This is a genomic window from Congzhengia minquanensis (genome assembly GCF_014384785.1).
Taxonomy (GTDB): Bacteria; Bacillota; Clostridia; order UBA1381; family UBA9506; genus Congzhengia; species Congzhengia minquanensis.
On record NZ_JACRSU010000002.1, the window covers coordinates 257,418 to 282,590 of the forward strand.

Sequence of the window (25,173 nt, forward strand, 5' to 3'; positions counted from 1 at the left end):
TAACCACCTATTCCAAAAAGTAAGTTGCTTCCATGTCTGCCGTTGAGAGGGCAAAGGCAAGGGGATATTTTTCAAAGGCCGCTCCAATGTTGTTTTGCGGTTCGCAGCCGGAAAATCCCATGTGATAGCGAATGGCAAAGGCCTCTTCACGGGTGAGCCGCATAAAGCCAGAAATGATGTAAACAGATTTTTCTCCGTGACCGTAGGGCATGTCATCTGCATATTCAAAGGTGGGCACCGTTTGCCACACGCCGTGTTTGTCCTTTTTGTTCCTCGTTCCCTTCACATAGCAGTTCACCTTGCATAAATCGTGCAGCAGGGCACAGATTGCAACCGACTCGTCGGGATAGCAAAGCTTGTAGGTGTTCTTTACCCGATCCCGCGACAAATAGTCGCACAGGCAATGGTATACGTTTAACGAATGTTCCAAAAGCCCACCCTCAAAAGCGCCGTGAAACCGTGTGCTTGCAGGGGCGGTAAAAAAATCGCTTTGGGGCGAATCTAAATATTCTAACAGCTTATCGCCGCCTTCGCGTGTAATATTGGTTTGATAAAGATTGATAAATTCTTCTTTTTTTGTCAAATACAATCCCCTCTTATGGCATATTTTATATTATTATATCATAATTCCCCATGTTTTTCAAAGAAAAATTAATGCGGGGATTAATTTTTTTGACATTGCGTATGATTTATGTTAAAATTTAGAAAAATACCACTTGTAAAGGTTTCGATTTTATGAAAAGGCTGCTTTTAATTTCCCTGCTTCCAACCATTGTTTTAATGCTATATATGTATAGGAAAGACCGGGTTGAAAAAGAACCCCTCTGGGTGCTCTCCAAAATGTTCTTTTTCGGAACGCTGACCGTAATTCCCGCGGCAGTGATAGAAATTTTGGGAACGAAACTTTTAAATGCCGCGGTCATTCAATCCGTTGTTATTTATAATTTAATCGATGCGTTTTTCGTTGTGGCGCTGACAGAGGAGCTGATGAAACTAATTGCTCTTTATGCTGCCAGCTGGAGGCTTTCTGAATTTAACTGCACATTCGACGCGGTGGTTTATGCTGTTTTCATATCCCTGGGGTTTGCCACGCCTGAAAACATTATGTATGTCTTTGCCAATGGATTTTACACCGGTGTGGTTCGGGCGGTGCTTTCCGTCCCGGGGCACATGATGTTCGGTATATTCATGGGTTTGTTTTATTCCGCGTCGCGGCGGCATTTTTTAAACGGACGGTTTTTGCCCTTTAAATTAAACCTTGTTTTTGCCCTGGGCGTTCCTGTTTTGCTCCATGGTTTTTTCGACTTTCTGCTGTTTCAGGCAAATAAATTCTCCATGCTGATTTTTGCGGCGTTTATGGTTTTTTTATATTATTTTGCGTTTCACACAGTGCGAAATCTTTCAGAGAATGACCGATATTTTTATCAAAGTGCAGGTGAACCCTATGACAATTGTTGAATTTTTTGACCGCGAAATGCTGGAAAACATCATTGGCACGTTAATGTTTCAGCCCGAGCGCGTGGTTCTTTTCGGCAGGGACTTAAAAAAATTAGCGGCGTTTCAAAAAAACATGGCGCAGGTTTTGGCAAATAAGAATATTCACACTAAAATATTAATTGAGAGCGTTAACACCACGGAATATGCTTCAGTTGTGAAAAAGTTAAACGGGTTTATCGACGCTTATCCCGACTGTGTTTTCGATTTAACCGGCGGCGAGGAGCTGATTTTAGTGGCTATGGGTGCAGTGGCGGCCAAACGCAATATTCCGCTGCATTCCATCAATCCCAGAAGCGGCAGGGTGAAAACCATTCTCCATAATTCCGGGGAAACCAGGGAAACAAAAAGTGCCTCGCTGACTGTTGACGAAGCCATTACCCTGTTCGGCGGCATGATTGAATACGGCGCACCTGGGAGCGGAAAAACGGTTCCATTGAAATTAGACGGCACCATGCAGCGCGACGTCATCGCACTTTGGCATATTCTGCGCAAAAACTGCGGGGACTGGAACGCCGCGATTGAGGTGCTCTCCCCTTTAACCGACGTACAAAACCTGGATCGGGACGGCTTAACCTTTTCCGTTCCGCAAAACTACTTTAAGTCCGGCTTAAAAAACAGCTCCTATAAAATTGCCTGCATGGAATCGGTTTTGTCCCAGCTTACTGCAAAGGGCATTTTATTTGAAAAAAGAACTGGCGATATGCGTCGCTTCACTTTTAAAAATAAGCAAATGCTTCGCGCCCTGTCGAAATCCGGCACGGTTTTAGAGCTTTACACCCTTTTGTGCGTGCTGTCAGCCAAATCCTTAAGCGGCTCTTCCTTAGTCGGCAGTGCGGTAAGCGGCGCGGTAATTGACTGGGAAAACCCGCCGGATGAGTTTGACGACGTGAAAAATGAAATTGACGTTTTGGCAACCACAGGCGCTATTCCCGTGTTTATTTCCTGCAAAAACGGCGGCGTCGATTCCGGTGAGCTGTATAAACTAAGCACCGTTGCAGAGCGTTTCGGCGGCAAATATGCAAAAAAGATTTTGGTGATGACATATTACAACGCCCGGGAATCCTTTATACAGCGCGCCCAGGCTATGAACATTAAACTCATTCGGAATGTGCATGAAATGAGCCGCGAAGAATTTATAAAACGGCTTAGCGATAATATAAAAAATTAAAAAGGAGAGATTTTAGGATGAATTATGAAAATTTATCTAACACTGCCACCCCCGGGGCGTTAAAAAAATGTCCGGGATGCGGAGCGGAATGTGATTCGAAACAAAACTATTGTACCGCATGCGGTACTAGCTTGAATGTAGACCATGAAAAATCGGATGCATTTCAAAATTGGGATCAAAATCAGCAATACACAACGCAAAATCCTAATGAGGCGCGGCTCGTTGTAAACGAGAATGATTTAGCTTATTTTATTTGTGATAACCAGGTATATTACAGAAACAAATTCCAAAAAATGAGGGTAACAAATTCTAAGATAAGCTGGAATTGGGCAGCTTTTTTGTTTGGAAACTGTTGGTTGGTTTATAGAAAAATGTATGGCATTTGTGCTATTGTTTATTCAACGAACTTTGTTTTTAGCCGTTTGTTGCCCTATCCAATTAACCTGGTTTTCTCTCTTGCATTATGGGTTTGTTATGGTCTATTTGGAAACTATGTCTACATGCGCCACGCGGAAAACGAAATTATCTATGGCAAAACCATGGATGATAATTCAAAAAAATATTATTACATAAAGAAAGGCGGAACCAGCGGCCGTTCTATCGCTGTTTATTTATTGCTTGAGTTTTTATTCGGATTTTTATTTGCGTTCATGAAAAACATGGTGAAAGCTTTAATATGAAAAAAGCGGAAACGTAAAGTTTTACGTTTCCGCTTTTTGATTGGATTTGAGAGTTCTTATCTTACGGCTGTTTGCCGATGTAAGCTAAAATTCCGCCGTCTACATAGAGAATGTGGCCGTTTACGAAGTTAGAAGCTTCCGACGCCAAAAATACTGCAGGGCCGGCCAAATCTTCCGGGTTGCCCCATCTTGCCGCAGGGGTTTTGGAGATGATGAACGAATCGAACGGGTGCTTCGAGCCGTCGGGCTGTTTTTCGCGCAGGGGCGCTGTCTGGGGAGTTGCAATATATCCGGGCCCAATGCCGTTACACTGAATATTATATTCGCCATATTCGCTGGCAATATTCTTGGTAAGCATTTTCAAGCCGCCCTTTGCCGCAGCATAAGCGGAAACCGTTTCACGGCCCAGTTCGCTCATCATGGAGCAAATGTTAATAATTTTGCCGCCGCCCTTTTTCATCATAGAAGGAATAACAGCTTTCGACACAATAAACGGCGCGTTTAGGTCAACGTCAATCACCTGTCTGAATTCGTCGGCCGACATGTCGCACATGGGAATTCGTTTGATAATGCCTGCGTTGTTCACCAAAATGTCAATCACGCCGACTTCTTTTTCTACGGCCTTCACAAATGCATTTACTGCTTTTTCATCTGTTACGTCGCACACATAGCCATGAGCCTCAATTCCCTCTTCTTTATAAGCGGCTAAGCCCTTGTCTACCAATTCCTGTTTAATATCGTTAAAAACAATGGTTGCTCCTGCGCCGGCCAAGCCTTTTGCAATTGCAAACCCAATTCCATATGACGCGCCGGTTACCAGCGCAACTTTTCCGTCTAAACGAAACATAAATTTGCCTCCTATCTTAAATCTTTTGTCTGAATATGGTCCATATCGTCAAATTCCTGATTTTCGCCGCACATTGCCCAAATAAAGGAATATGCCTTTGTGCCAACGCCGCTGTGGATTGACCAGCTGGGACTGATTACCGCTTCTTCGTTGTGCATTACAATGTGACGCGTCTCGCTGGGCTCGCCCATCATGTGGAACACGACGTTATCCTCATCCATATCGAGATAGAGATAAACTTCCATTCTTCTGTCGTGGGTATGGGAAGGCATGGTGTTCCAGTTCGACCCCGGCTCCAGTTGGGTAAGTCCCATAGAAAGCTGGCAGCTTTGCATTACCTCAGGATGAATATACTGGTTAATCACGCGCTTATTACAGTCTTCCACACTGCCGCAGGGCACCTTTTTCGCCTTGCTGATGTCAATTTTCACAATGGGATAAGACTTGTGCGCCGGGCAGGAGCTCATATAAAACTTTGCGGGCTCGTCGGGGTTTACGCTTTTAAAGGTAACCTCTTTGTTGCCCATGCCGATGTAAATACCGTCTCTGGGTTCCATTACATACTCCGTGCCGTCCACGGTGATAATGCCTTTTCCGCCGATGTTAATGCAGCCCATTTCACGACGCTGCAGGAAAAAGTCCGCCGCAAGCTCCTTGCCTGCTTCCAGCTTTAGCTCCTGTAACACCGGCATTAAGCCCGCTGTAATAATCCTGTCGATATGGCTGTATACCATGCGGATATTGTCCTTTGTGAACAGGTTTGTGATTAAAAATTCTTCTCTTAATCTGTCGGTTGTGTAAAATTTAACGTCTTTAGAATTCGATGCATTTCTAATTTCCAAAGTGTCCAACTCCTTTTTTATGTATTTTCCGTAAACCGCAACCTGCGTAAGCGCAGCCCACGAGAGCGGCTCGGATATTTGTTTAAAGTTTTTGAAACGAACAAAGGTTGTTTTCTTTTTGTCAAACGTCACGGTCTGTCCCTCAGCAGTTTTACAAAACTCCGCTTTTACAACGCTTCCATCTGAAAATGTAATGTCTGCCGACTTCCAATAGGTATCGTGGGGAAAGTCAGCCCTTAAAAAAAACACCAGCTTGTCTACCTCTGCCTCTGCGCCGAACCAAATGGTAAACTCTAAGTCTTCTCTGGCGCCGCCTGCCCAGGAATGGTAAGGATATGCTCCGTGGGACGTGTTTTCGCACACGCCGTCAATGGCGTTTCTGGCATAAAAGCACGAGTCTCCCCGGGTAACAAAATTTGCCTCCGCATGAGGAAACACACGAGCATTCTCCGGCCTGTCGCATGCGTTTAAGGCGATATTGCGGTATGCAAAGCTTTCCTCGTCATCCAATGCCCGCGCAAAAATTTTGTGCTCCGGACCACGGAACGCTTTTGGGTGATAACAAGTTTCGCTCTCTGAGGGAATCCGAAATTCAAAGCTGCCGTTTGCAAGATAAACCACGCTTTTTGCCAGCGTTTCGTCAAACTGCACCTCGGCAAAGCCCTTGTTTCCAATGTTAAGAATCAGTCTGTCCCCTTCTTGATACGAGTGTTTCAAAACCGTGTCAATCACATTGCCGCAAAATTCAGCCGCTACTTCGCCGCTTTTGTTTTCAACAGAAAGTTTTAAAATAACCACCAGCCTCCTCTCGTTTATTCTTATAATATCACACACTACATGCAATTTCTTTGCAATTATTGCATTTTTTATTGCAATTTCCACACAAACGTGATAAAATAGAAAAAGCATGACAAATCTGAAAAAGGGAGAAATGAAAATGCCGTTTTTGTTTAGCAAATGCGCGGACGCAATTTCCCACGCGTCAGACACCCGCACTTTCGGCGTCTACTATTCTGAGGAGCAAAATCCCGATCTAAACATCCATGTGCACGACTGCTGTGAAGTGCTTTTGTGCCTTTCCGGCGGAAAAAGCTTTTTGATTGACGGCAAGGCATATGACGTAAACGACGGCGACCTTTTTATTTTAAACCAGTTCGAACCCCACAAAATTACCGCAGACCCAAACCTGATTTTTGCCCGTTTTGTTTTACAAATCCACCCGGAATATTTCATTGCCAACTCCACCGAAGAAACCGATTTATCTCGGTGTTTTTATACCCGCGGCGATGGCATTTCCAACAAAATTGCCTTAAACGACAGCGAAATTGCTGAAATTGAACAGCTTTTTATTTTGTTTCGCAGCGACAGCGGCTTTGGGGACGACATCTTGAAAAACGCCGCGGTGAATACCATTTTGGTGCTGGTAAACCAATATTTTATGAAGCGCGCAGAAACGAAAAAAGCAGTTTATATCGACGACGAAATGATTATGAACACAATTTTCTACATCAATGCCCATTTTTCTGAAGAACTGACGCTGGAACGGCTGGCAAAAAAGTCTTATGTTTCGGTGAACCAACTTTGCAAGCTGTTTAAAAAGCGTTTTGGCACCACCGTTGCCAAATACATTATGTCGAAGCGTATTTCCGAGGCGAAAAAACTTTTGTCCCAGGGAAAAAGCGTTTCCGACACCGCTTTAGCCTGCGGCTTTTCCGACTATGCCAACTTTATCAGGGTGTTTAAAAAATTCGTCGGCGTGTCTCCGGGAAAGTATAACTTTTCCCACAAAAAATTTAACAGCGAAAAAAATCGTATTGCGAAATCATAAATCCATAATGACTTTGTCAATTTTTATTGCCCGCGACGCTGCGTCTGTGTCAATACACCTTCCGCAGTTGTCGCATTTTTTTGTTTTATCTAAATCGCAAAGGTCGCACTCCCCGCAGTTTGTGCACGGCCCATCTTTTAAAACACATTCTTTCAAACAAAATACCACCTTTCCTGCCTTTTCTTTTATTTTACTATAACGGGAAATAGATGTCAACGAAATAAAAAAATCCGGCGGAGATTCCGCCGGATTTTTATGCTAAATTCTTGCCGCGCCGCTTAACCTTGCGGCTTTTGCCACAGCTTCTGCCACAGTTTTCCCCACACGGGGATCAAACGCCTTCGGCAAAATATATTCTGCGCAGAGCTCCCCGTCTGACACTAAGCCGGCAATGGCATAGGAAGACGCCATTTTCATTTCTTCATTAATATCTGACGCGCGGACATCTAACGCTCCCCTGAAAATTCCGGGAAAGGCCAGCACATTGTTAATCTGGTTAGGAAAGTCAGACCGGCCTGTTCCCACCACGGCTGCGCCAGCGGCCAGTGCCTTGTCTGGCATAATTTCCGGCACGGGGTTTGCCATAGGGAACACAATGGGCTTGTCCGCCATTTTTTGAATCATTTCTTCGGTTACAATGTTAGGTGCGGAAACACCGATAAACACATCAGCTCCGCAAAGCGCGTCGGCCAGCGTACCCATTTGCTTTTCACGGTTGGTTCTTTTGCTCATTTCTTTGTGCGCGTCGTTTAACCCATCCATTCCCTCGCACAAAATGCCAAACCGGTCGCACATTACAAGATGTTTCACGCCCAGCCGAAGCAGATGGTTTGCAATGGCAGTTCCCGCAGAACCGGCGCCGTTAATTACCAGCTTAATTTCGTCCATCTTTTTTCCAACCACTTTTAATGCGTTTATCAGTGCCGCGGCCACCACAATGGCCGTGCCGTGCTGGTCATCGTGAAATACTGGAATGTCACACCGTTCCTTGAGCTTCTGTTCAATTTCAAAGCACCTGGGCGCCGCAATGTCTTCTAAATTAATACCGCCGAAACTGCCGGAAATGTTATAAATGGTTTCTACAATTTCATCTACGTCCTGTGTTTTAATACAAAGGGGAAATGCGTCTACGTCAGCAAACTCTTTAAACAGCACACATTTTCCCTCCATAACGGGCATGCCTGCCTCCGGTCCAATGTCGCCCAGGCCTAAAACCGCTGAACCGTCGGTTATCACCGCAACCAAATTCCAGCGGCGGGTCAGTTCATACGACTTGCTTACATCCGCTTGAATCGCCAGGCACGGTTCCGCCACCCCGGGCGTATAGGCCGTGGATAACTGCTGACTATTTTTCACCTCTGTCCTTGAAACTACTTCAATTTTGCCTTTCCATTCAAAGTGCTTATCCAGTGCTTGTTTTTTTACATCCATTCTAGTTTTTCTCCTTATATGCGCGCATACGCTCCGGCAGAACCGCCGGAGCGCAATGTAATTTTTTTTTACTTATTTAGCCGAACCTCTTCAAAATCTTTCACAACCTCGTCTGACGGCGCCTTGGTTAAAAGCGACACAACAACAATGCAAAGGCTTGAGAAAATAAACGCCGGAAGCAGTTCATAAATGGCGAAAATACCGCCGGCCATCGGCGCAATCACTAACTTCCACAAAAACACCATGGCTCCGCCGCCGACCATGCCCGCCACAGCGCCAGCGCTGTTAATGCGTTTCCAGAAGAGCGAGAACACCACCAGCGGGCCAAATGTCGCACCAAAGCCCGCCCATGCAAAGGACACAATGCTGAAAATAACACTGTTTTCGTCTAAGGCAATGACAATTGCAATCAACGTGATAATAACCAACGTAATTCTTGAAACATTCATAACCTGTTTGTCGGTTGCGTTCTTTTTAAACAAACCGCTGTAAATATTTCGCGCCAGAGCCGACGATGCAATTAACAAATAGGAGTCGGACGAGCTCATGGTTGCCGCCAGAATTCCCGCCATGGCAAAACCTGCTAAAAGCGGCGGCAGCAAATTGGTTGACATTAAAATAAACACATTTTCAGCCGAGCTCTTTGTAAGCAAATCCGTAGGATACAGCGTACGCCCGATTAAACCGATTACAACAGCGGCAATCAGGGAAATAACGCACCAGATGATTGCAATTCTTCTGGACATTTTCAGCTCGTTTTCCTTGCGGATTGCCATAAAGCGCAGCAGTACTTGAGGCATGCCGAAATATCCCAGCCCCCACGCTAAAGCCGATGCAATTGTCAGCGCGCTGTAGGTTGCCCTTGGGCCAAACACAGGTGCGCCTGCCTGCACAGCCTGAACACCGCTTTCATTTAAAGCAGGGGTTGCCGTGCCAAAAAATTCTAAAAATCCCGGAATATTCTTTGAGTTTTCCAAAACCGCGTTAAAACCGCCGGCGCTTGCCGTGCCGACAGCTAAAACTGCCACTAAGGCAATAATCATGATTATGCCCTGCAAAAAGTCCGACACGCTCTCAGCTAAAAATCCCCCCAGGAATGTGTAGAACAAAACAAATACCGCGCCTAAAATCATCATCCAAATGTAAGATGTTTGAAACAGCGTGGAAAACAGCTTGCCGCAGGTAACCAGACAGCTTGCCGCATAAACCGTGAAAAAGATTAAGATAAACAGGGCAGAAATCGCCATGATAATGCCCTTCTTTTCTTTAAACCTGTTGGAGAAAAACTCAGGAAGCGTAATCGCCCCAACTTTAACGCTGTAACGCCTGAGCCTTTTTGAAATGATGAGCCAGTTTAAATATGTACCAACAGCAAGGCCGATTGCCGTCCAAACAGCGTCAGCCAGGCCACACCAATATGCAACGCCGGGAAGCCCCATCAAAAGCCAGCCGCTCATGTCGGAAGCCTCCGCGCTCATGGCTGCAACCCACGGGCTTAAGCCCCTGCCGCCTAAAAAGTAGTTTTCAGAATTTTCGTTTGCTTTCTTGGCATAATAAACACCAATCAAGACAATGACCGCCATGTAACAGCACATGGCAATCAAAATTTGAATTCTGTCTGATGTCATGTTAACCCCTCCAATTTTATTTTCCCCCGCATTAACCTAAAACGGGGCGCATAATATGTAAATTATACCATAAACTGACAGGTGTTGTGAATATTTTATGTAAAATCTATGTAAAATAAATATGAACATTTTGTAAACTTCAATCATTTATAATAAAATTTTGCTGCGTCTTGCTTTTTTTTCGCGGGTGGGATATAATAGAAATATGCTATGAAAAGGAGTAAACAAATGGAAAACGCCGAGAAACGAATGAAAGAGCTTACGGAGCTTTTAACATACCATTCCCACAAATATTATGTGGAGGACAGTCCTGAAATTTCTGATTATGAATATGACATGCTGCTGCGGGAACTGAAGGACCTGGAGGGAAAATATCCCCACTTAAAAGACCCCGCCTCCCCCACTGTCCGGGTTATCGGCAGCGTAATCGAGGGCTTTGAAAGCGTCACTCACGAGGTGCCCATGCTCAGTTTGAACGATGCGTTTTCAAAAGAAGAAATTTTAGAGTTTGACAAACGTGTACGGGAGGCTGTTCCGGGAAAAATTGAATATGTGACGGAATATAAAATTGATGGTCTGTCCGTTTCTTTAGAGTATGAAAACGGCTTGTTCGTCCGCGGTTCCACCCGGGGCGACGGCCTTGTGGGAGAAGATGTAACGGAGAACTTAAAAACCGTAAACTCCATTCCGCTGCGGTTAAAAGAAGCTGTGCCATATTTAGAGGTGCGGGGCGAGGTGTTTATGCCCAAAGCCACCTTTGACAAATTGAACGACGAAAAACAGGCAAAGGGCGAACCATTGTTTGCAAATCCCCGAAACGCCGCGGCTGGGTCTTTAAGACAGTTAGACTCCTCCATTGCAAGAGAGCGCGGATTGGACATTTTTGTGTTTAACATTCAGCGCGAGGAGGGGTTAAACATCGCCACTCATCACGAGGGACTATTAAAACTCAAACAGCTGGGGTTTAAAACCGTTTATCAAAACAACGTGTCGAATTCGATTGAAGGTGCGTTTGCCCAGGTGGAAAAAATCGGCGCCCTGCGGGACGACCTGCCCTTTGAGATTGACGGTGCGGTAATTAAAGTAAACGACCTTCGCACCCGGGAGCTTTTAGGCGCCACGTCGAAATGCCCCCGCTGGGCGGTTGCGTTTAAGTTCCCCGCAGAGACGAAAAAAACAAAACTGCTGGACATTGTCGTACAGGTGGGCCGAACGGGAAAAATCACGCCCAACGCAGTTCTTGAGCCTGTTCGGGTAGCAGGCAGCGTAGTGAGCCGCACTACCCTTCATAATTTGGACTTTATCCGCGAGCGGGACATTTTAATTGGTGATAACGTCTATGTGCGCAAGGCCGGAGACATTATTCCGGAAATTGTCGGCGTTGAAAAAAAAGACCGTACAGGGAACGAGATTCCCTTTGAAATGCCAGCTGTCTGTCCGGAATGCGGCGCGCCGGTTGTGCGCGTTGAGGGTGAAGCCGCCCACAAATGCACCGGAGACAGCTGTCCCGCACAGCTGCTCAGGCGGCTGATGCACTTTGCCTCCCGGGACGCTATGGACATCGAGGGTTTAGGCCCTGCCATACTGGAAAAACTTTTAGACGTTGGCCACATCAAATCGGCAGCCGACCTTTATGAGCTCTCTAAAGAGGATATCGCCGCCCTGGAAAAAATGGGTGACAAAAGCGCGGAAAACTTGATTTCCGCCATTGAAAAAAGCAAGCAAAATGACCTTTACCGGCTATTGTTTGCGCTGGGCATTCAGTTAAACGGCTTGAAGTCCTCCAAAACCATTGCAGCGCACTTCCGGACTATGGAAAATATTATGGAAGCAAGCGAGGAGGAACTGACCGCTATTCCTGACATTGGCGAAAAAACCGCTGCAAATATTTGCGACTTTTTCAGCCGTCCGGAGAACAAGGAGCTGATTTTGCGGCTGAAAGCCCTGGGGGTAAACCAGACTTCCTTTGCGCCTGAGCCGAAAACAGACAGCGCATGCGCAGGCAAAAAGTTTGTTATTACCGGAAAGTTTGAAGGCTTTAGCCGGGGCGACATTGTTCAAATAATTGAGGATAACGGCGGAACCGCCGCAGGAAGCGTATCGAAAAAGACAGACTATGTCATCGCCGGGGAGGATGCGGGCAGTAAGCTTGCCAAGGCGCAAGAACTGAACATTCCTGTTCTAACGATAGAGGAATTGCTCAGCATGACGAAATGAATGCCGCAACGACGGGCGCCGCAATTTGCGGCGCCCGATTTTTATTTTATGGTGAGATTTAAGTGAAAAAGCCTGTTTGCATCTGATACAGAAATTTTCAAATCACTGTCCACAATTCTTACAGGGTCGGACAATTTTTGCGACCGTCCGCCAACATAAGACGTCAAAACAGAACGTGCGCCGTAGTGAAAACGGTAAAGCTCACCGCGGTGCCGGATTTCAGAAGTTTCATAGCGCCATGCGTGGGGCTCGTTTAAATATTCCGCCAGCCGTTCAAAAGAAATGTAATAATCATCATACCGCCGAATTACCTTATCTGTCACCACCGCATTCTGCCCGTCAACCGCCGTATAATACTGCTTCTCAACGGCATATGACTGCACCTCGTCATCAATGCCAAACTCCGCAAGATAATCGTGGCCAAAATTGTTGTCTACCGGTACGCCGCCCTGAAAATAAAATTCGTCAGGAACCGATTGAAGCGCAAGGGAGCCGCCATCGTAACGTTCAATAGTTTTCTGGTTTTCGTCCCACACAGCCGCATTCTTCTGGTTAATTTTAGCCAGACATAAAACCTGCACGCCCGAAACTACAACCATAATGGCACACCCCACAGATATTGCGCCCAGGCTGAGCTGTGCCAGGCTCAGGGCGCAAAGGCCAATGACGAGCAGGCACATGGCAGGCAGAAACAGCATGCGAAAGCCCACAATCCCAGATGCGCACATAATTGCAAATGCGGCCGCAAAACATATGGCGGCAAGGAGTACCTTTGTTTCTCCCTGACGACATAACAACACGCCGAACCAAATTAGTGCCGCAAAATAGCAAAGGTCGAAAACAATGTAGCACCGCGCAGAATACACAACGCCCAAATTTGTTAAAACCGCCATTGCAGCTATAAAAAACATGGTTCCGGATAGAAGTTTCCGTTTTAAAGTTTTGTAGGCGCATATTCCACAAGAGATTGCGGAAAAAATAAGCATACCGCCAATTCCCCCGGGCTCCCAGCACATTTGGGAAAACGTGGTGAAGTGAATGAGCATCTGCTTCATTGCTTGGGCCAGCGAGGAAACAGCAGCCGTCCTGGTATGCATTCCAGGCGAACAAACCAAAAATAAAAACCCAGCGAGGGCTGCTAACATGTTGGCCAGAAAAAATGGGGGAATTAGGCTGTTTTTTTTGTGACTGCTGAATAAAAGAACTATAGACAGCAACAGCGTGAGCGCGCTTGTAATCTCGGTTGTAACAGAAGAAAGCAGGCAAAGCACAAACGTAAGTAAATAGCCCTTAGCATTTGTTGCATTTGTTAGAAAATATAGATAAGATATGAGCAGCAGCGCCGGTAATATGTAATTAAAAGAACCTGATACCCAGGTTACAGCCTCCGCCGCAGTAAAACCGCCCATCAGCCAAAAACCGGAAAGCGCCGTTAAAAACATGCCGGCGCGTCGGTTTACGTCCTGTTCAAATAAGTTTGCCAACAGCCATGAAAACAAAAGAATTGACGCAATGTTAAACAGGCGGAACGTCCACAGGTTATAATTTAAAAACGCGGCGCAAACACTGTGTACCAGCAGCCGTCCATTGGTGTTTTGATAGTGGAGCTTTAGCCTGTTAAAAAATTCTGTCATTCCGTGTTTTAAAAAGGGATAATAAAAAAAATCGTCCCGCGAAAGCCGGATATTTGCATGCAAAAAGAACATTAGCGCCAAAATAAAACCGAAACCGCATATCCCAAGTATTTTTAAAACCGCTTTTTTCCGCTGGTTCATCTGAAGCCGCACCTGCTTTCCGGCATGATTTGTTTTTGGTTGTTCAAATTGGTCTTTTTGATAATATAGTGCGGCCTCCGCTTATTTTCAAGCGCTATTTTCGACAGATATTGCCCCAAAATTCCAATTACGAAAAACTGTAGGCTGGCAACCGCCAAAATCAGCCCAGTCAAGGCGGAAAAAGGCCGCGTTGTGGGGCTAAACATGCAAAAGAGCGTAAAAATTACAAAAGCGGCAAAAAACAAAACCGCAAAAAGCGTGGACAAGTGCAGCGGGGCAAACGAAAACGCCGTTAGTCCTTCAAACGCATAGCCCAGCAGCTTCATAAACGACCATTTTGTTTCGCCTGCAACGCGTTTTTTGTTTTCAAATTCAAGCCATTTTGTTTCAAAGCCCACCCACGCAAAAATTCCCTTGGAAAATCTGCCGTGTTCGGGCATTTCGGCAATGCAGTCTGCCATGTTCCGCGTCATCATTCTAAAATCGCGCGCGCCGTCGGCAACCTTTAGGCCGGTGCATTTGTGAAACAGTTTGTAAAACCCGTGGGCAAACATGCTTCTTACAGGAGGCTCGTTTGTTCTGGTGCTTCGTTTTGTTGCAACACAGTCATACTGCCCGGTTTGAAGAATTTGATACATTTCCGGCAAAAGTGAAGGCGGGTCCTGCAAATCCACATCCATAACCACGACGTAGCTGCCGCTGACATGTTTGAGCCCGGCATAAATTGCTGCCTCCTTTCCAAAATTTCTGGAAAAGGACAAAAAAAACACGCGGGCGTCCTGTGTCGCAATGCGTTCAATAATTTCCCGGGTTTTGTCCGACGAACCGTCGTCAACAAACAATATTTCAAACTCCGTATGATTCATGCGGCAAATCACTTTGCACAACTCAATATAAAACAACATAACGCTTTTTTCCTCGTTGTAACAGGGAACAATCACCGACAGTTTATCCATTTTTCTACCTCCCGTTTCCAATTTGTCCGTAAACTAAATCTTTTCGGACAAAAGCAAAATAAAGCATGTTCACACGGCCATTTTGCGCTCCTTGACCACAAAAATTGACTATAATTGAAAAATTCCACCAAGTTTATTCATCTGCTTTTTTTTATGCTCATTTAACGAATGGGCATATAAATCAAGGGTGATGGAAACGGTGGAATGACCCAATATTTCCGAAAGGGTCTTATAGTCCATTCCAACCTCCAACGCCCTGGTTGCAAAGGTGTGCCTCAGTGCATGAAACTTAATATCCGGCAAGCCTGCCTTATTTAAAATATGCTTGAAATGTCGCCGGTATGTGCGGATATCAAAAGGCCTGCCAAAGCGCGATATTACAAATTCGCCCGTGCGGGGCAAACGCTTAATTTTTTCTAACAGAAACGGCGGCAGCGGAATTTCTCTTTTTGCGCTTTTGCTTTTGGGAGAAATGATTTCAACACCCTTTTCTGTTCGGGCCTGGGTGCCGTTCACTGTTAGAACCGCGCGTTCTAAGTGAATGTCCTCCCATCTTAAGGCGCATAGCTCACCAATGCGCAGACCTGTGTAAAGGCAAAGGAATATTCCGATGTCACTGTCGCCTGAAAGCGCATTTTCCAAGCGTTTTTGTTCCTCAACAGACAAAACACGCGTAATGAACTTCTCGCTTTTAGGCATTTTCACACCGCTCCACACCTGCGGCGCAACGCCTCCAGCTGAAATTAACGCCGATTTTAACGTTGCAAAAATTGTTTTCACCGTAGCCGCGGACAAATTTAAGTCGTTTACAAAATTTTGTATCTGTTCCGCATTTAATTTTTTTAGCGGAATGGCTCCAAGCGCAGGGTTAATGTGGTTCTCAATGTGGCTTTTATAAACGCGCTGCGTTGTGGGCTTTCGCGTTGTTCCTAAGGAGCTTAGCCAGGTGTTCATCCACTCGCCCAGCGGGATATTCATACCCTTTGAAGCACCCCACTTTTCCGTTTTGCATGATTTTAGCCGTTCTTTTAAGTCCGTATAGCTTTTTGAATAGAGATATCCGTAAACAGCCTTGCCGGCAGAATTATAAAATTTTATATATCGTCCTTCATAGCGGCCGTCTTTTCGTTTATAAATATTTTCACCTCTTCGGGCCATGTCAACACTTCCCCTTTTGACTGTGATTTTGACGGCAAATAGAATAAAATATTTTAAATATCCCTTGATTTACCGTCGTTTTTGTGCTATTATGAATTATATCACAATTGTCGAATTTGATAAATTTGTCGATTTTTAGCGTGTCCGAAAAGATTTAGTTTACGGAAAAAAGCCTCCTGAGGTCTTCCCTCAGGAGGCTTTTTGATATTTCTTATTGTGCCAGCGGCAGCTTCATTTCCACACAAAAACCGCCGTCGTTATAGGCGTTAAAAACGCCGCCGTGAACCTGAACAATTTTATATGCCATGGGAAGTCCTAACCCGTGGGCAGATTTAGGGATTGTGCCGATCTGCTCTAAAACCTTTGGGTCAACGCCTGCGCCGTTGTCCCGGATGGATATTACACACATGCTTTCCTCTTTTTTCTGGATAATTTGAATGGTGCAGGGGCTTTTATTGTGACAAACGGCGTTGTGAATCAAGTTAAACACCGCGCGCTTTAACAGCCGTTCGTCTCCAACGACAGCGGCCTTTTCAAAGGTTAAATCCAGTTCAATGTTAACCTTTTCATCCATCGCTTCGTTTAAAATTTCGGAAACGGCTTCCCGCAGCAAACTGCAAATTTTAATCTGCTTTTTTTTTGCCGGCTGCATGTCATATTCCAAAGAGGAAATTAAGTTTAAATCCTCCACAAGCGTTTTAATTTTTAGGCTTTGGGACATAATAATTTCCGCTTTTTTCTGCTTATTCTCATCTTTTAATGAGCCGGAAAGCTCCTCAGAATAGCCCATGATAATGGATAACGGCGTTCGAACGTCGTGAGAAATGCCCGCAATCCAGTTGGCCCGGGCATCGTCTTGCTGCTTTAACAGCGCATTTTTACGGCCGATTGTCACAGACGTTTCGTTTACGCTTTTGGCCAGCTCTTTAAAAATACCCTTTTCCTTTAAATTTGTCGGTTCTTCCTGTTTCAATGTCCGAATACCTGTCACCAGCTCTTTCAGTCTGCGGTAAAGAATAAGGCCAAAGCACAGGGCCAGAACCGTTGCCAAAACCGCATTGAACAGCAGCACCGCTATCAGCCGCGTGGGAAGCGAGCTGAACCACTCCATGGAATACTCCATTTGATATTTCCCCACCGTGTTTTTGGGATATCCCAACACCAAAAGGCCATCGTCTAAGGTGCGCACATAAACGGGATAGTCGTTTAAAAACCATTTGGTCATGGAAGCAACGTCGTTAATGGTGTAATGCTCCGGAATGTCCGCAGGCTTATGCTCCTGCCAGATCACATTGCCCGCTTCATCAATTAAAATGACCCAGAGGTTTTCAGAAAGGGAATATTCTTCACCGAACGCGAACCCGCTGTCTGTCTTGTTTAAGTGCTTCGCCACCTCACCTAAAACCGTGACAGGCGACTTTTGGTTTAAATTGCTTGTGTCGCTGGCCGTTATAGCAAAGGCAAGAAAGTTGATGGACAGAAGAATTAACGAAATCACAACAGCGCTTGCGATAAACAAAATTAAAATTTTAAATATAGTTTTATTCATCAGAAATCACCAGCTTATAGCCAATTCCTTTCACGGTAATTAAGTGCCTTGGCTTTCCCGGATTTTGTTCAATTTTTTCCCGCAGCCGCCTGATGTGCACCATCAGCGTGTTTTCATACCCGTAATAGTCGTCGCCCCAGGCGGCAAGGCACAGCGCGTCGTTGGTTACAATTTTATTTTTGTGTGCAAACAGCTTTTTAAGCAAAATAAACTCCTTTGCCGTAAGCCGCACTTCTCCGCTGTCGGAGTTCACCGAAGCAGTTTCAAAGTCAATGGTTTTTCCCGATAGCGTGAAGCTGGAATCAGCGCCGCTGGTTTGGTAGGTTCTTTTTAAAACCGCCGTCACACGCAGCACCAGCTCTTTCATTAAAAAAGGCTTTACGATATAGTCGTCCGCACCCAAAGACAATCCGCACAGCCTGTCGTCTGCCTCGCCCTTTGCCGTTAAAAAAATCACGGGTGCCTGCGATGTCTTTTTAATGTCTTCAAACAGCGCAAACCCGTTTCCGTCCGGCAGGTTTACGTCTAAAATGCACAGGGCAATGTTTTGGGTTTGCACAATTTCCAGCGCCCCGCGGCAGTCCTTTGCCGTGTAAACGTGATAAAACCCCTCGTGAAACAGCGCGTCCTCCAACAGCTTCAAAAGCGTTGGTTCATCATCTACAACTAATATTTTTTTCGTTTTCAGTTCCTGCATTATGAATCACCTGATTTTATTGTACCACACCTTTGCGTTTGTGAAAAGCAAATCAGAAAAAACTTAAGGTTAACGTAAGGTTGTTCTCCCTAAATTGACATTGACGGCGTTCTATAGTACAATAAAATTAAATGATATTAAATGAGGATAAGAATATGAAAACAATTTTAATAATAGAAGACGATTTGAGCTTAAGTAATGGCATAATGCTGTCTTTAAAGAGTCTTGAATTTTCCATTCTGCAGGCTTTTAACCTTTTAGAAGCGAGAAAATATCTATCAAAGGCGGACTTAATTTTAATCGACATTAACCTGCCTGACGGCAGCGGCCTTGACCTTTGCCGAGAAATAAAAGCACAGTCTGTTGTTCCCGTAATTTTTCTGACTGCAAACGACTTAGAGTCGGACATTGTAACGGGTTTGGAACTGGGCGCAGACGACTACATTACAAAACCGTTTAGCTTAGCAGTGCTGCGCGCCAGGGTAAACGCCGTACTGCGCCGCAACGACAAAGGAATGGTGCAATGCATTGGCCCTTTCCGGTTCGATTTTCAAAACATGGTATTTTATAAAAACGAAACGCCCATTGAAATGAGCAAAACGGAGCAGAAGCTGTTAAACCTGCTGGTTTCAAATGCGAACCATACCGTGACACGGGACAGGCTAATTGACTGCATTTGGACAAATGGCGCAGCTTTCGTGGATGAAAACGCCCTGTCTGTTTCCATCAACCGGCTAAGAAACAAGCTTGAAGACAACCCCAAAAAACCAGAGTTTATTAAAACGGTGTACGGGCTTGGCTACCAATGGGAAAGTTAGGAGGTGCGGCTGTGATTGTTTCTGTAATTTTGTCGATGGCGGCGCTTGGCTGCCTTTTATATGCCGTTGTCGTTCAGATAAAATCTGTTCAATTGGCCCAACGGCTGGAAATCATGCTGCAGACTGCAATTGCAGGTAATTTTGTGAAACAGCATTTCGACGAGAGCCGGCTTTCAAAGCTGGAAACTATGCTGTATCACCTGCTGTCGGCGGGCAACGAGCAAAGGCAGGCTATTGACAAAGAGCGAAGCCAAATTAAAGTGCTCATCAGCGATATCTCCCACCAGACAAAAACGCCGGTTGCTAACATGAAGCTCTATTCCGAGCTGTTATGCGAGCAGGAAACCCTTGATGAACCGGCGAAAGACCTGGCACGACAGGTGCGCTTCCAGGCAGATAAGCTGAATTTTTTAATCAGCTCCTTAATTAAGACTTCGCGCCTGGAGGCAGGCATTATTGCCGTAGCACCGAAAATCCAGGAAATATCCCCGCTTTTGAAAGATCTTTTCATGGCTTATCGCCCCCTGGCTGAAGAAAAAAACCTTCGTTTTACGGTAACGCCCGCCGCATTTTCTGCCGCCTATGACCCAAAGTGGACCTTTGAGGCGGTTTCAAACGTGGTGGACAACGCAATAAAATATACCCATGCAGGCGGCAGCGTATCGGTTTATGCAAAAGAGTTTGAGAGTTTTGTGTGTATCACAGTTTCCGACACGGGAATAGGAATTCATGAGTCGGAATATCCCAAAATTTTTCAGCGGTTTTACCGCAGTCCGGACGTAGCCGCCGAAAAGGGCGTGGGCATCGGTCTATATTTAACAAGGGAAATTATCTCCAAACAAGGCGGATATGTAACGGTGAAATCTGCCAAAGGCCACGGCACAGAGTTTAACTTATTTTTAGCGAAGTGAGGTTGATGACATGAACAACGCCATTTTATTGATAGAAGACGACGACAGCCTGCGCCGGGGTATCTGCGTAAAGCTGAAAAAGGAAGGCTACGACGTGCTTTGTGCCGAAACGCTGGCTGCGGCAAACGCATTGTTTTCTGCAAACAGAGTTTCGCTGATTATCTGCGACATTGGCCTGCCAGACGGCAGCGGCCTTGACTTTTGCCGGGAGGTAAGAAGGGAAAGCAACGTTATGTTCCTGTTTCTCACGGCGCAGGACACGGAAATTGACATGGTGAACGGCTATGAGGCCGGCGCAGACGACTATATTACCAAACCCTTTCCGCTGATGGTTTTAATTTCGAAGGTAAACGCCATAATGCGCAGAACCAAACCGGAGGAAAAATTTGTTATATGCTCCGGAGATATTATGTTCGATTTAAAACAAAACCGTGCAAAACGCAGCGGTGCATATCTTTCTTTAACCGCCAACGAGCAAAAGCTTTTGCTCCTTTTTTTAAAAAATCCCATGCAGGTTCTTTCCAAAAATCAGCTGTTGGAGTCCCTTTGGGACTCAGGGGGCAACTTTGTAGACGAAAACACGCTGGCTGTGAACATTCGCCGTCTGCGCGAAAAAATAGAAACCGACCCCTCCCATCCGGTTTACATTAAAAATATCCGCGGGCTGGGTTATATTTGGGAAAGGGCGTGTGAAACAAAATGAACCGGCCGCTGAAACGCAGCCTTGCTGCCTGTCTGATTGCCGTAACCGTGTTCACCGCTGCTTTTTCTACCTTTGCGTTTTTTTTTGTAAAAGAGGCCTACCGGCAGGAAATTAACACGGTAATTAACATTGCAGGCGCAGTTTTGCCCGAAAATTCAAATGCCGAGCAGCCGTTTCTCGCCGCTGCAAAAGGAGAAACTGACGCTTTTGAAACAGGAAGTACAATTTTGGGCAAATATGGGTATAATGAACACATGCGCCTTTTGGAAAACAGCGGCTATAAAAAAACGGTTATCATTCTTTTTGCAGTCACCTGGGGATTGTGGGCAGTTTTAACACTTTTCATTCTTGCCTTTTTTATCAGTATCAAGCGCAGACAAAGCCGGCAGGAAAAAAGCATTGCCCAGGTGTTAGAGGGCTATTTTTCCGACGATTTCTCTTTTTTAAAAGATGCAGAAAAACAGCGTCTTTTGTTAAACCGGCAGTTTGCCGATACACTTTTCAAGCTGGGCAGGAACTTAGAGTATAAATCTTTGCTTCTGGCAGAGGAAAAAAACAACACTAAATCTTTGGTGACAGACATCTCCCACCAGCTGAAAACGCCCATTGCGGCGCTTTCCACCTGCTTAACCGTGCTTTCTGAGGCAGATTCCCAGGAACAGAAAACAGAATTTTTAGCCCGAAGTTTGCTGCAGGTGGACAAATTAAGACTGCTTGCCGACGCGCTGATGAACGTGTCGCGCTTAGAAACCGGCATGATTTCCCTCCAAAAAGAAAAAGTGAATCTTTCAGATTTATTGGTTCGCGCAGTGAATGGCATTTACGACAAGTCAATGAAAAAAAACATTGCCATTGAAACGTCGGACTTTAAAGATTTGAACTTAAATCTCGACCCGAAATGGACGGCAGAGGCTATTATGAACGTGCTGGACAACGCTTTAAAATACAGCCCTGAACACAGCAAAATTTCAATTCATGTGCAACCGCTTTATTCCTTTGTGCGGGTCGAAATAACAGACTGCGGCATTGGAATTGAAAAAAGCGAACAGAACAAAATTTTCAGGCGGTTTTACCGCGGCACGACCCCTGAGGTAAAAAACAGCGAGGGCAGCGGCATTGGGCTTTATCTCACCCGCAGGATTTTAGAGGAACAGGGTGGCACCATTTCGGTGAAATCGGAACCAGGCAAAGGCGCCGCTTTTATTCTTCAGCTTCCGCTGTAAGCAAACTGTAAGGCTGTTTGTAAGAAAAATGTAAGATTCCCCTGATAAAATGGAATTATAAAAAGGAGGAATCATCATGAATGTCATTTTAGAAACAAAGGATTTATGTAAGCACTACGGTGCTGGTGAAAGCCTGGTAAAGGCCATTGACCACGCCGACATTTCTATTTTCCAGCATGAATTTGTTGCCATTGTTGGAAAATCTGGCAGCGGAAAGTCTACGCTGCTGCACCTTTTGGGCGGACTGGACTACCCCACCTCCGGCGAGGTTTTCGTGGACGGCGAAAACATTGCTGCATACAGCGAAAACAGTTTGGCTGTGATCCGCCGCCGCAAAATTGGGTTTGTGTTTCAGGCATTTAACCTGGTGCCCTCGCTGAACGTATGGGAAAACATTGTGCTTCCTTTAGGGTTGGATGGGCGCCGGCCGGACACGGCATTTGTAAAAGACATTATCAGCACACTGGGGCTTAACAGCAAGGTGAAAAGTTTGCCCAACACGCTGTCAGGCGGTCAGCAGCAGCGGGTTGCCAATGCCCGGGCCCTGGCGGCAAAGCCCGCCATTATTTTAGCGGACGAGCCCACGGGAAATTTAGATACCAAAACCGGCGACGAGGTCATCGCTCTGCTTAAAACAAGCGCAAAAAAATATGGCCAGACGCTGGTGGTAATTACCCACAATGAGGACATTGCCCAAATGGCAGACCGCACCATTATAATTGAAGACGGCAAGGTGGTGAAATAGCATGAATTCACTCACCTCTCTTGCAAAAAGCCGGATTAAATTTAACAAGAGCAGAACGGTGTTCACCGTTATTTCCATCATGCTCACCACCCTGCTGCTCATGAGCTTGGGCACCTCTGTAGCGGGGTTGATTAACAACCAGAAATATGCGGTATCGCACACCGCCAACCACCACGCCCGCATGAAAAACTTAACGGCCCGGCAGCTTAACCTGCTTACCAACCATGTGGATGTTGAAGCAGTGGAGGCCTCAGAAATATTTGCCAGAATTCAATATGAAAAAATGACCGGATTTTTAAGCCTCACAAAGGCCGTGAAAGGTTCTGTTTTCCACAGTGCGGGAAACTTAACTGAGGGCAGGCTGCCCGAAGCTCCGAACGAAATCTGCGGCCCTCCTGCGTTTTTTGAGCGAATGGGCACGAGCCCTGAAATTGGAAACACGCTGTCTATTACGTTTCGTCCCGGGGAAACTGAATATGTAACACGGGAATTTACTATTTGCGGTCTCGTTTCCCAGGCGGATGTTTCAAAACTTAACGTGAGCGACGACAGGATCGCCTATGGCGCCAGCATTTCAGAAGCATTAATCCGCGAGTTTTTCCCGGAGGAGGAACGCTCCTTTTCCGCTGCAATCCGCGTAAACGGCGAAAACAATTTAAACTACGACGCGATGAAAGCGCGGATTGCGTCCGTTGCAGAAGACATTGGGCTAAACAAAGACGATTTAGACTTTAACACCGAATATTTAATGGTGATGACAGACCCCGGCCAGGATATTTTAGCAGGCTCGGTGCTGATCGCGCTCATCATTGCGCTCTTTGCAGGTCTTGTTATTTACAGCATTTATTACGTGTCTGTCATTACCGATGTGCAGGAAATCGGAAAGCTGAAAGCCCTGGGGGCGTCGAAAAAACAAATCCGCCGTCTGCTGCAGCTTGAGGGGCTGTTTGCCTCCCTCATTGCCCTGCCGGTTGGGTTGGTGTTAGGATACTTAATTCCCAAGCTGGGGCTTCCCATGCTCATGAGCGCCATGTCGAAATACAGCGTTTATGCCGAGCTGCCCGAAGGCGGAATTTCCATGTTTTCTCTTCCCGTTACGCTGGGGGTTATCCTCGTTGTGCTTGTTACGGTGTTCCTCTCTCTTTTAAAACCGCTGTCAATGGCTTCAAAAATTTCACCTGTTGAGGCCATCCGGTATCAAGAAACCAGCTCAGACAAGCGGAAAGAGCGGGAGGGCTGCAACACCTTAAACTTAACCCGTTTAAGCTGGGCAAATCTTGCACGGAATAAAAAAAGAACCGTTGTTACCATTGTGACCATGGGGCTGAGCTGTGTGCTGTTCATCAGCCTTGCCGCGGTGGCAAACAGCATGAGCATTGACGACTTTGCCCGCAGAACGCTGCCGGAGGGCGATTTCATGATTTCTTTAGACGCATCTTACAACGACAAGACCTATCCGGAAAATAATTTAGACCGAGTGCAGATGCACTCTCCCTTTGACGATGCTTTGCTCAATAAAATCAAATCCATTCCCGGCGTTACGGCTGTTGACACAGAAAACGCAATGCTGGCAGGCGCCGACTCAGACTCTGAAGTGTTTGCCGGCGGGACCCGCGCCGGAATTGGCTGCTTCACCCGGGAGGACATTCCAAAGCTGAAAAAAGACTTAAAACGGGGCGACTTGGATTATGACGCGCTTTTGGCAAACCACGGCTTGATATATTGTTACGACACCATTTTAGAAAAAGAAGGATTTTCCATGAACCAGCGGCTGTCTTTGTCGTTTTTCCGCGGGGACAAGCAAATTCCTTTTAATGGTGAAATTGCTGCCAGCGGCTCTTGGGGAAAAATGAGTTTTATGCTGCCGAAAGAGCTGTTCGATCAGCTGGCCGGGGATTTAAACACCACCATAGCGCTATATATTCACGCAGAGCCGGAGCAGTTCGGCGCCGTGAAAGCACAGCTTCAGGAAATAACCGGACAAAACCAGCTGTTTAAGCTATATTCCATGGACGAGGAGCGGGACATTGCAAAGCTTTCCATTAACATGATAAAATATCCGATGTATGCAATCTTAATTTTAATTGGTATTATCAGTTTTATGAACCTCATCAATACCATGGTAACCAGCATTATAACCCGAAAGCGGGAGCTTGCCATGCTGCAGGCCATTGGTCTTTCCGACAAACAGCTTGTAAAAATGCTTTCTAAAGAGGGAATGGTGTTCACCATGGGTACGCTGCTTGCTGCGCTAACTGTGGGAAATCTTTTGGGCTATTTGGTGTTTTTATACGGAAGGAACACAGGCTTTATGGAGGTGCAGATTTACCACTATCCGCTGATTGAAACCATCGGGCTTGGGCTGGCGCTGATTTTGGGACAAATGGCAATTACGTTCTTCATTTCCAAACGAATTCACAAAGAGAGCCTGGTTACGCGGATGAGAAGCGGCGAGTAAACCATAAATTCTTTCAAAACTGTAACCTTTTCGTAAGATTCT

General features: G+C 45.8%; 22 protein-coding genes. 11 read left to right on the top strand and 11 right to left on the bottom strand.

All coding sequences use genetic code 11. The features are described 5' to 3' along the window. Window positions 1–7 precede the first annotated feature (7 nt). Window positions 8–583 (bottom strand): hydrolase, encoded by a 576-nt coding sequence (locus H8698_RS06265; RefSeq protein ID WP_249311749.1) that lies wholly within the window; start codon window positions 581–583, stop codon window positions 8–10. 152 nt (window positions 584–735) lie between these two features. On the opposite strand from H8698_RS06265, the gene H8698_RS06270 reads away from it, so the two are divergent. From H8698_RS06270 to H8698_RS06280, 3 genes are read left to right on the top strand one after another with little or no spacing between them, the layout of a single operon-like run. Then, a complete protein-coding gene (locus H8698_RS06270; RefSeq protein WP_249311750.1) occupies window positions 736–1,458 on the top strand; it encodes a PrsW family intramembrane metalloprotease in 723 nt (240 codons plus the stop codon). Beyond that, the gene (locus H8698_RS06275) at window positions 1,445–2,665 is read left to right on the top strand and encodes a PDDEXK family nuclease (RefSeq protein ID WP_249311751.1); all 1,221 of its coding nucleotides are present in this window, start codon (window positions 1,445–1,447) and stop codon (window positions 2,663–2,665) included. The genes H8698_RS06270 and H8698_RS06275 overlap by 14 nt, the downstream gene beginning before the upstream one ends. Before the next feature lie 17 nt (window positions 2,666–2,682). Next, a complete protein-coding gene (locus tag H8698_RS06280) occupies window positions 2,683–3,345 on the top strand; it encodes a DUF2628 domain-containing protein (RefSeq protein WP_249311752.1) in 663 nt (220 codons plus the stop codon). 61 nt (window positions 3,346–3,406) lie between these two features. On the opposite strand, the gene H8698_RS06285 is transcribed toward H8698_RS06280, so the two are convergent. After that, on the bottom strand, window positions 3,407–4,192 hold the full coding sequence (locus H8698_RS06285; RefSeq protein WP_283245407.1) for a gluconate 5-dehydrogenase: 786 nt from the start codon (window positions 4,190–4,192) through the stop codon (window positions 3,407–3,409). Window positions 4,193–4,203: 11 nt separating this feature from the next. Continuing rightward, window positions 4,204–5,034 (bottom strand): 5-dehydro-4-deoxy-D-glucuronate isomerase, encoded by an 831-nt coding sequence (kduI, locus tag H8698_RS06290; RefSeq protein WP_249312269.1) that lies wholly within the window; start codon window positions 5,032–5,034, stop codon window positions 4,204–4,206. A 937-nt stretch (window positions 5,035–5,971) separates the two neighbouring features. Between kduI and H8698_RS06295 the strand changes: the two genes are divergently transcribed. Continuing rightward, on the top strand, window positions 5,972–6,862 hold the full coding sequence (locus tag H8698_RS06295) for an AraC family transcriptional regulator (RefSeq protein ID WP_249311753.1): 891 nt from the start codon (window positions 5,972–5,974) through the stop codon (window positions 6,860–6,862). Here H8698_RS06295 and H8698_RS06300 read toward each other — a convergent pair. The 3 genes from H8698_RS06300 to putP all read right to left on the bottom strand — a co-directional run bounded on the left by H8698_RS06300 (window position 6,857) and on the right by putP (window position 9,921). Beyond that, on the bottom strand, window positions 6,857–7,018 hold the full coding sequence (locus tag H8698_RS06300) for a hypothetical protein (protein ID WP_249311754.1): 162 nt from the start codon (window positions 7,016–7,018) through the stop codon (window positions 6,857–6,859). The genes H8698_RS06295 and H8698_RS06300 overlap by 6 nt on opposite strands. Window positions 7,019–7,120: 102 nt before the next feature. After that, window positions 7,121–8,293, bottom strand: a complete 1,173-nt coding sequence (locus tag H8698_RS06305) for an NAD(P)-dependent malic enzyme (protein ID WP_249311755.1) — start codon at window positions 8,291–8,293, stop codon at window positions 7,121–7,123. A gap of 68 nt (window positions 8,294–8,361) precedes the next feature. Continuing rightward, entirely contained in the window at window positions 8,362–9,921 is a 1,560-nt protein-coding gene (putP, locus tag H8698_RS06310) for a sodium/proline symporter PutP (protein ID WP_249311756.1), read from the bottom strand. A 228-nt stretch (window positions 9,922–10,149) separates the two neighbouring features. Between putP and ligA the strand changes: the two genes are divergently transcribed. Next, window positions 10,150–12,138 (top strand): NAD-dependent DNA ligase LigA, encoded by a 1,989-nt coding sequence (ligA, locus tag H8698_RS06315; RefSeq protein ID WP_249311757.1) that lies wholly within the window; start codon window positions 10,150–10,152, stop codon window positions 12,136–12,138. A gap of 41 nt (window positions 12,139–12,179) precedes the next feature. Here ligA and H8698_RS06320 read toward each other — a convergent pair whose 3' ends face one another. The 5 genes from H8698_RS06320 to H8698_RS06340 form a co-directional block, all read right to left on the bottom strand. Beyond that, entirely contained in the window at window positions 12,180–13,913 is a 1,734-nt protein-coding gene (locus tag H8698_RS06320) for a DUF6056 family protein (RefSeq protein WP_249311758.1), read from the bottom strand. Then, a complete protein-coding gene (locus tag H8698_RS06325) occupies window positions 13,910–14,869 on the bottom strand; it encodes a glycosyltransferase family 2 protein (protein ID WP_249311759.1) in 960 nt (319 codons plus the stop codon). The genes H8698_RS06320 and H8698_RS06325 overlap by 4 nt, the downstream gene beginning before the upstream one ends. Before the next feature lie 108 nt (window positions 14,870–14,977). Further along, on the bottom strand, window positions 14,978–16,027 hold the full coding sequence (locus tag H8698_RS06330; protein ID WP_249311760.1) for a tyrosine-type recombinase/integrase: 1,050 nt from the start codon (window positions 16,025–16,027) through the stop codon (window positions 14,978–14,980). A gap of 211 nt (window positions 16,028–16,238) precedes the next feature. Further along, entirely contained in the window at window positions 16,239–17,576 is a 1,338-nt protein-coding gene (locus tag H8698_RS06335) for a sensor histidine kinase (protein WP_249311761.1), read from the bottom strand. Next, window positions 17,569–18,273, bottom strand: a complete 705-nt coding sequence (locus H8698_RS06340) for a response regulator transcription factor (RefSeq protein ID WP_249311762.1) — start codon at window positions 18,271–18,273, stop codon at window positions 17,569–17,571. Before H8698_RS06340 ends, H8698_RS06335 begins: the two co-directional genes overlap by 8 nt. Window positions 18,274–18,428: 155 nt before the next feature. Here H8698_RS06340 and H8698_RS06345 point away from each other — a divergent pair, with 155 nt between their 5' ends. From H8698_RS06345 to H8698_RS06370, 6 genes are all read left to right on the top strand, one after another. Beyond that, window positions 18,429–19,091 (top strand): response regulator transcription factor, encoded by a 663-nt coding sequence (locus H8698_RS06345; RefSeq protein ID WP_249311763.1) that lies wholly within the window; start codon window positions 18,429–18,431, stop codon window positions 19,089–19,091. Next, complete coding sequence (locus H8698_RS06350; protein WP_249311764.1) at window positions 19,079–20,002, top strand: sensor histidine kinase; 924 nt, start codon at window positions 19,079–19,081, stop codon at window positions 20,000–20,002. Before H8698_RS06345 ends, H8698_RS06350 begins: the two co-directional genes overlap by 13 nt. A 10-nt stretch (window positions 20,003–20,012) precedes the next feature. Then, window positions 20,013–20,705 carry a response regulator transcription factor gene (locus tag H8698_RS06355; RefSeq protein WP_249311765.1) on the top strand — a complete coding sequence of 231 codons (693 nt, stop codon included), beginning with the start codon at window positions 20,013–20,015 and terminating at the stop codon, window positions 20,703–20,705. After that, window positions 20,702–21,928: a sensor histidine kinase gene (locus H8698_RS06360; protein ID WP_249311766.1), complete on the top strand. Its 1,227-nt coding sequence runs from the start codon at window positions 20,702–20,704 to the stop codon at window positions 21,926–21,928. The genes H8698_RS06355 and H8698_RS06360 overlap by 4 nt, the downstream gene beginning before the upstream one ends. 76 nt (window positions 21,929–22,004) lie before the next feature. After that, window positions 22,005–22,673, top strand: coding sequence for an ABC transporter ATP-binding protein (locus tag H8698_RS06365; RefSeq protein WP_177678671.1), 669 nt, complete (start codon window positions 22,005–22,007; stop codon window positions 22,671–22,673). Window position 22,674: 1 nt separating this feature from the next. After that, complete coding sequence (locus H8698_RS06370; RefSeq protein WP_249311767.1) at window positions 22,675–25,131, top strand: FtsX-like permease family protein; 2,457 nt, start codon at window positions 22,675–22,677, stop codon at window positions 25,129–25,131. Window positions 25,132–25,173: the final 42 nt, after the last annotated feature.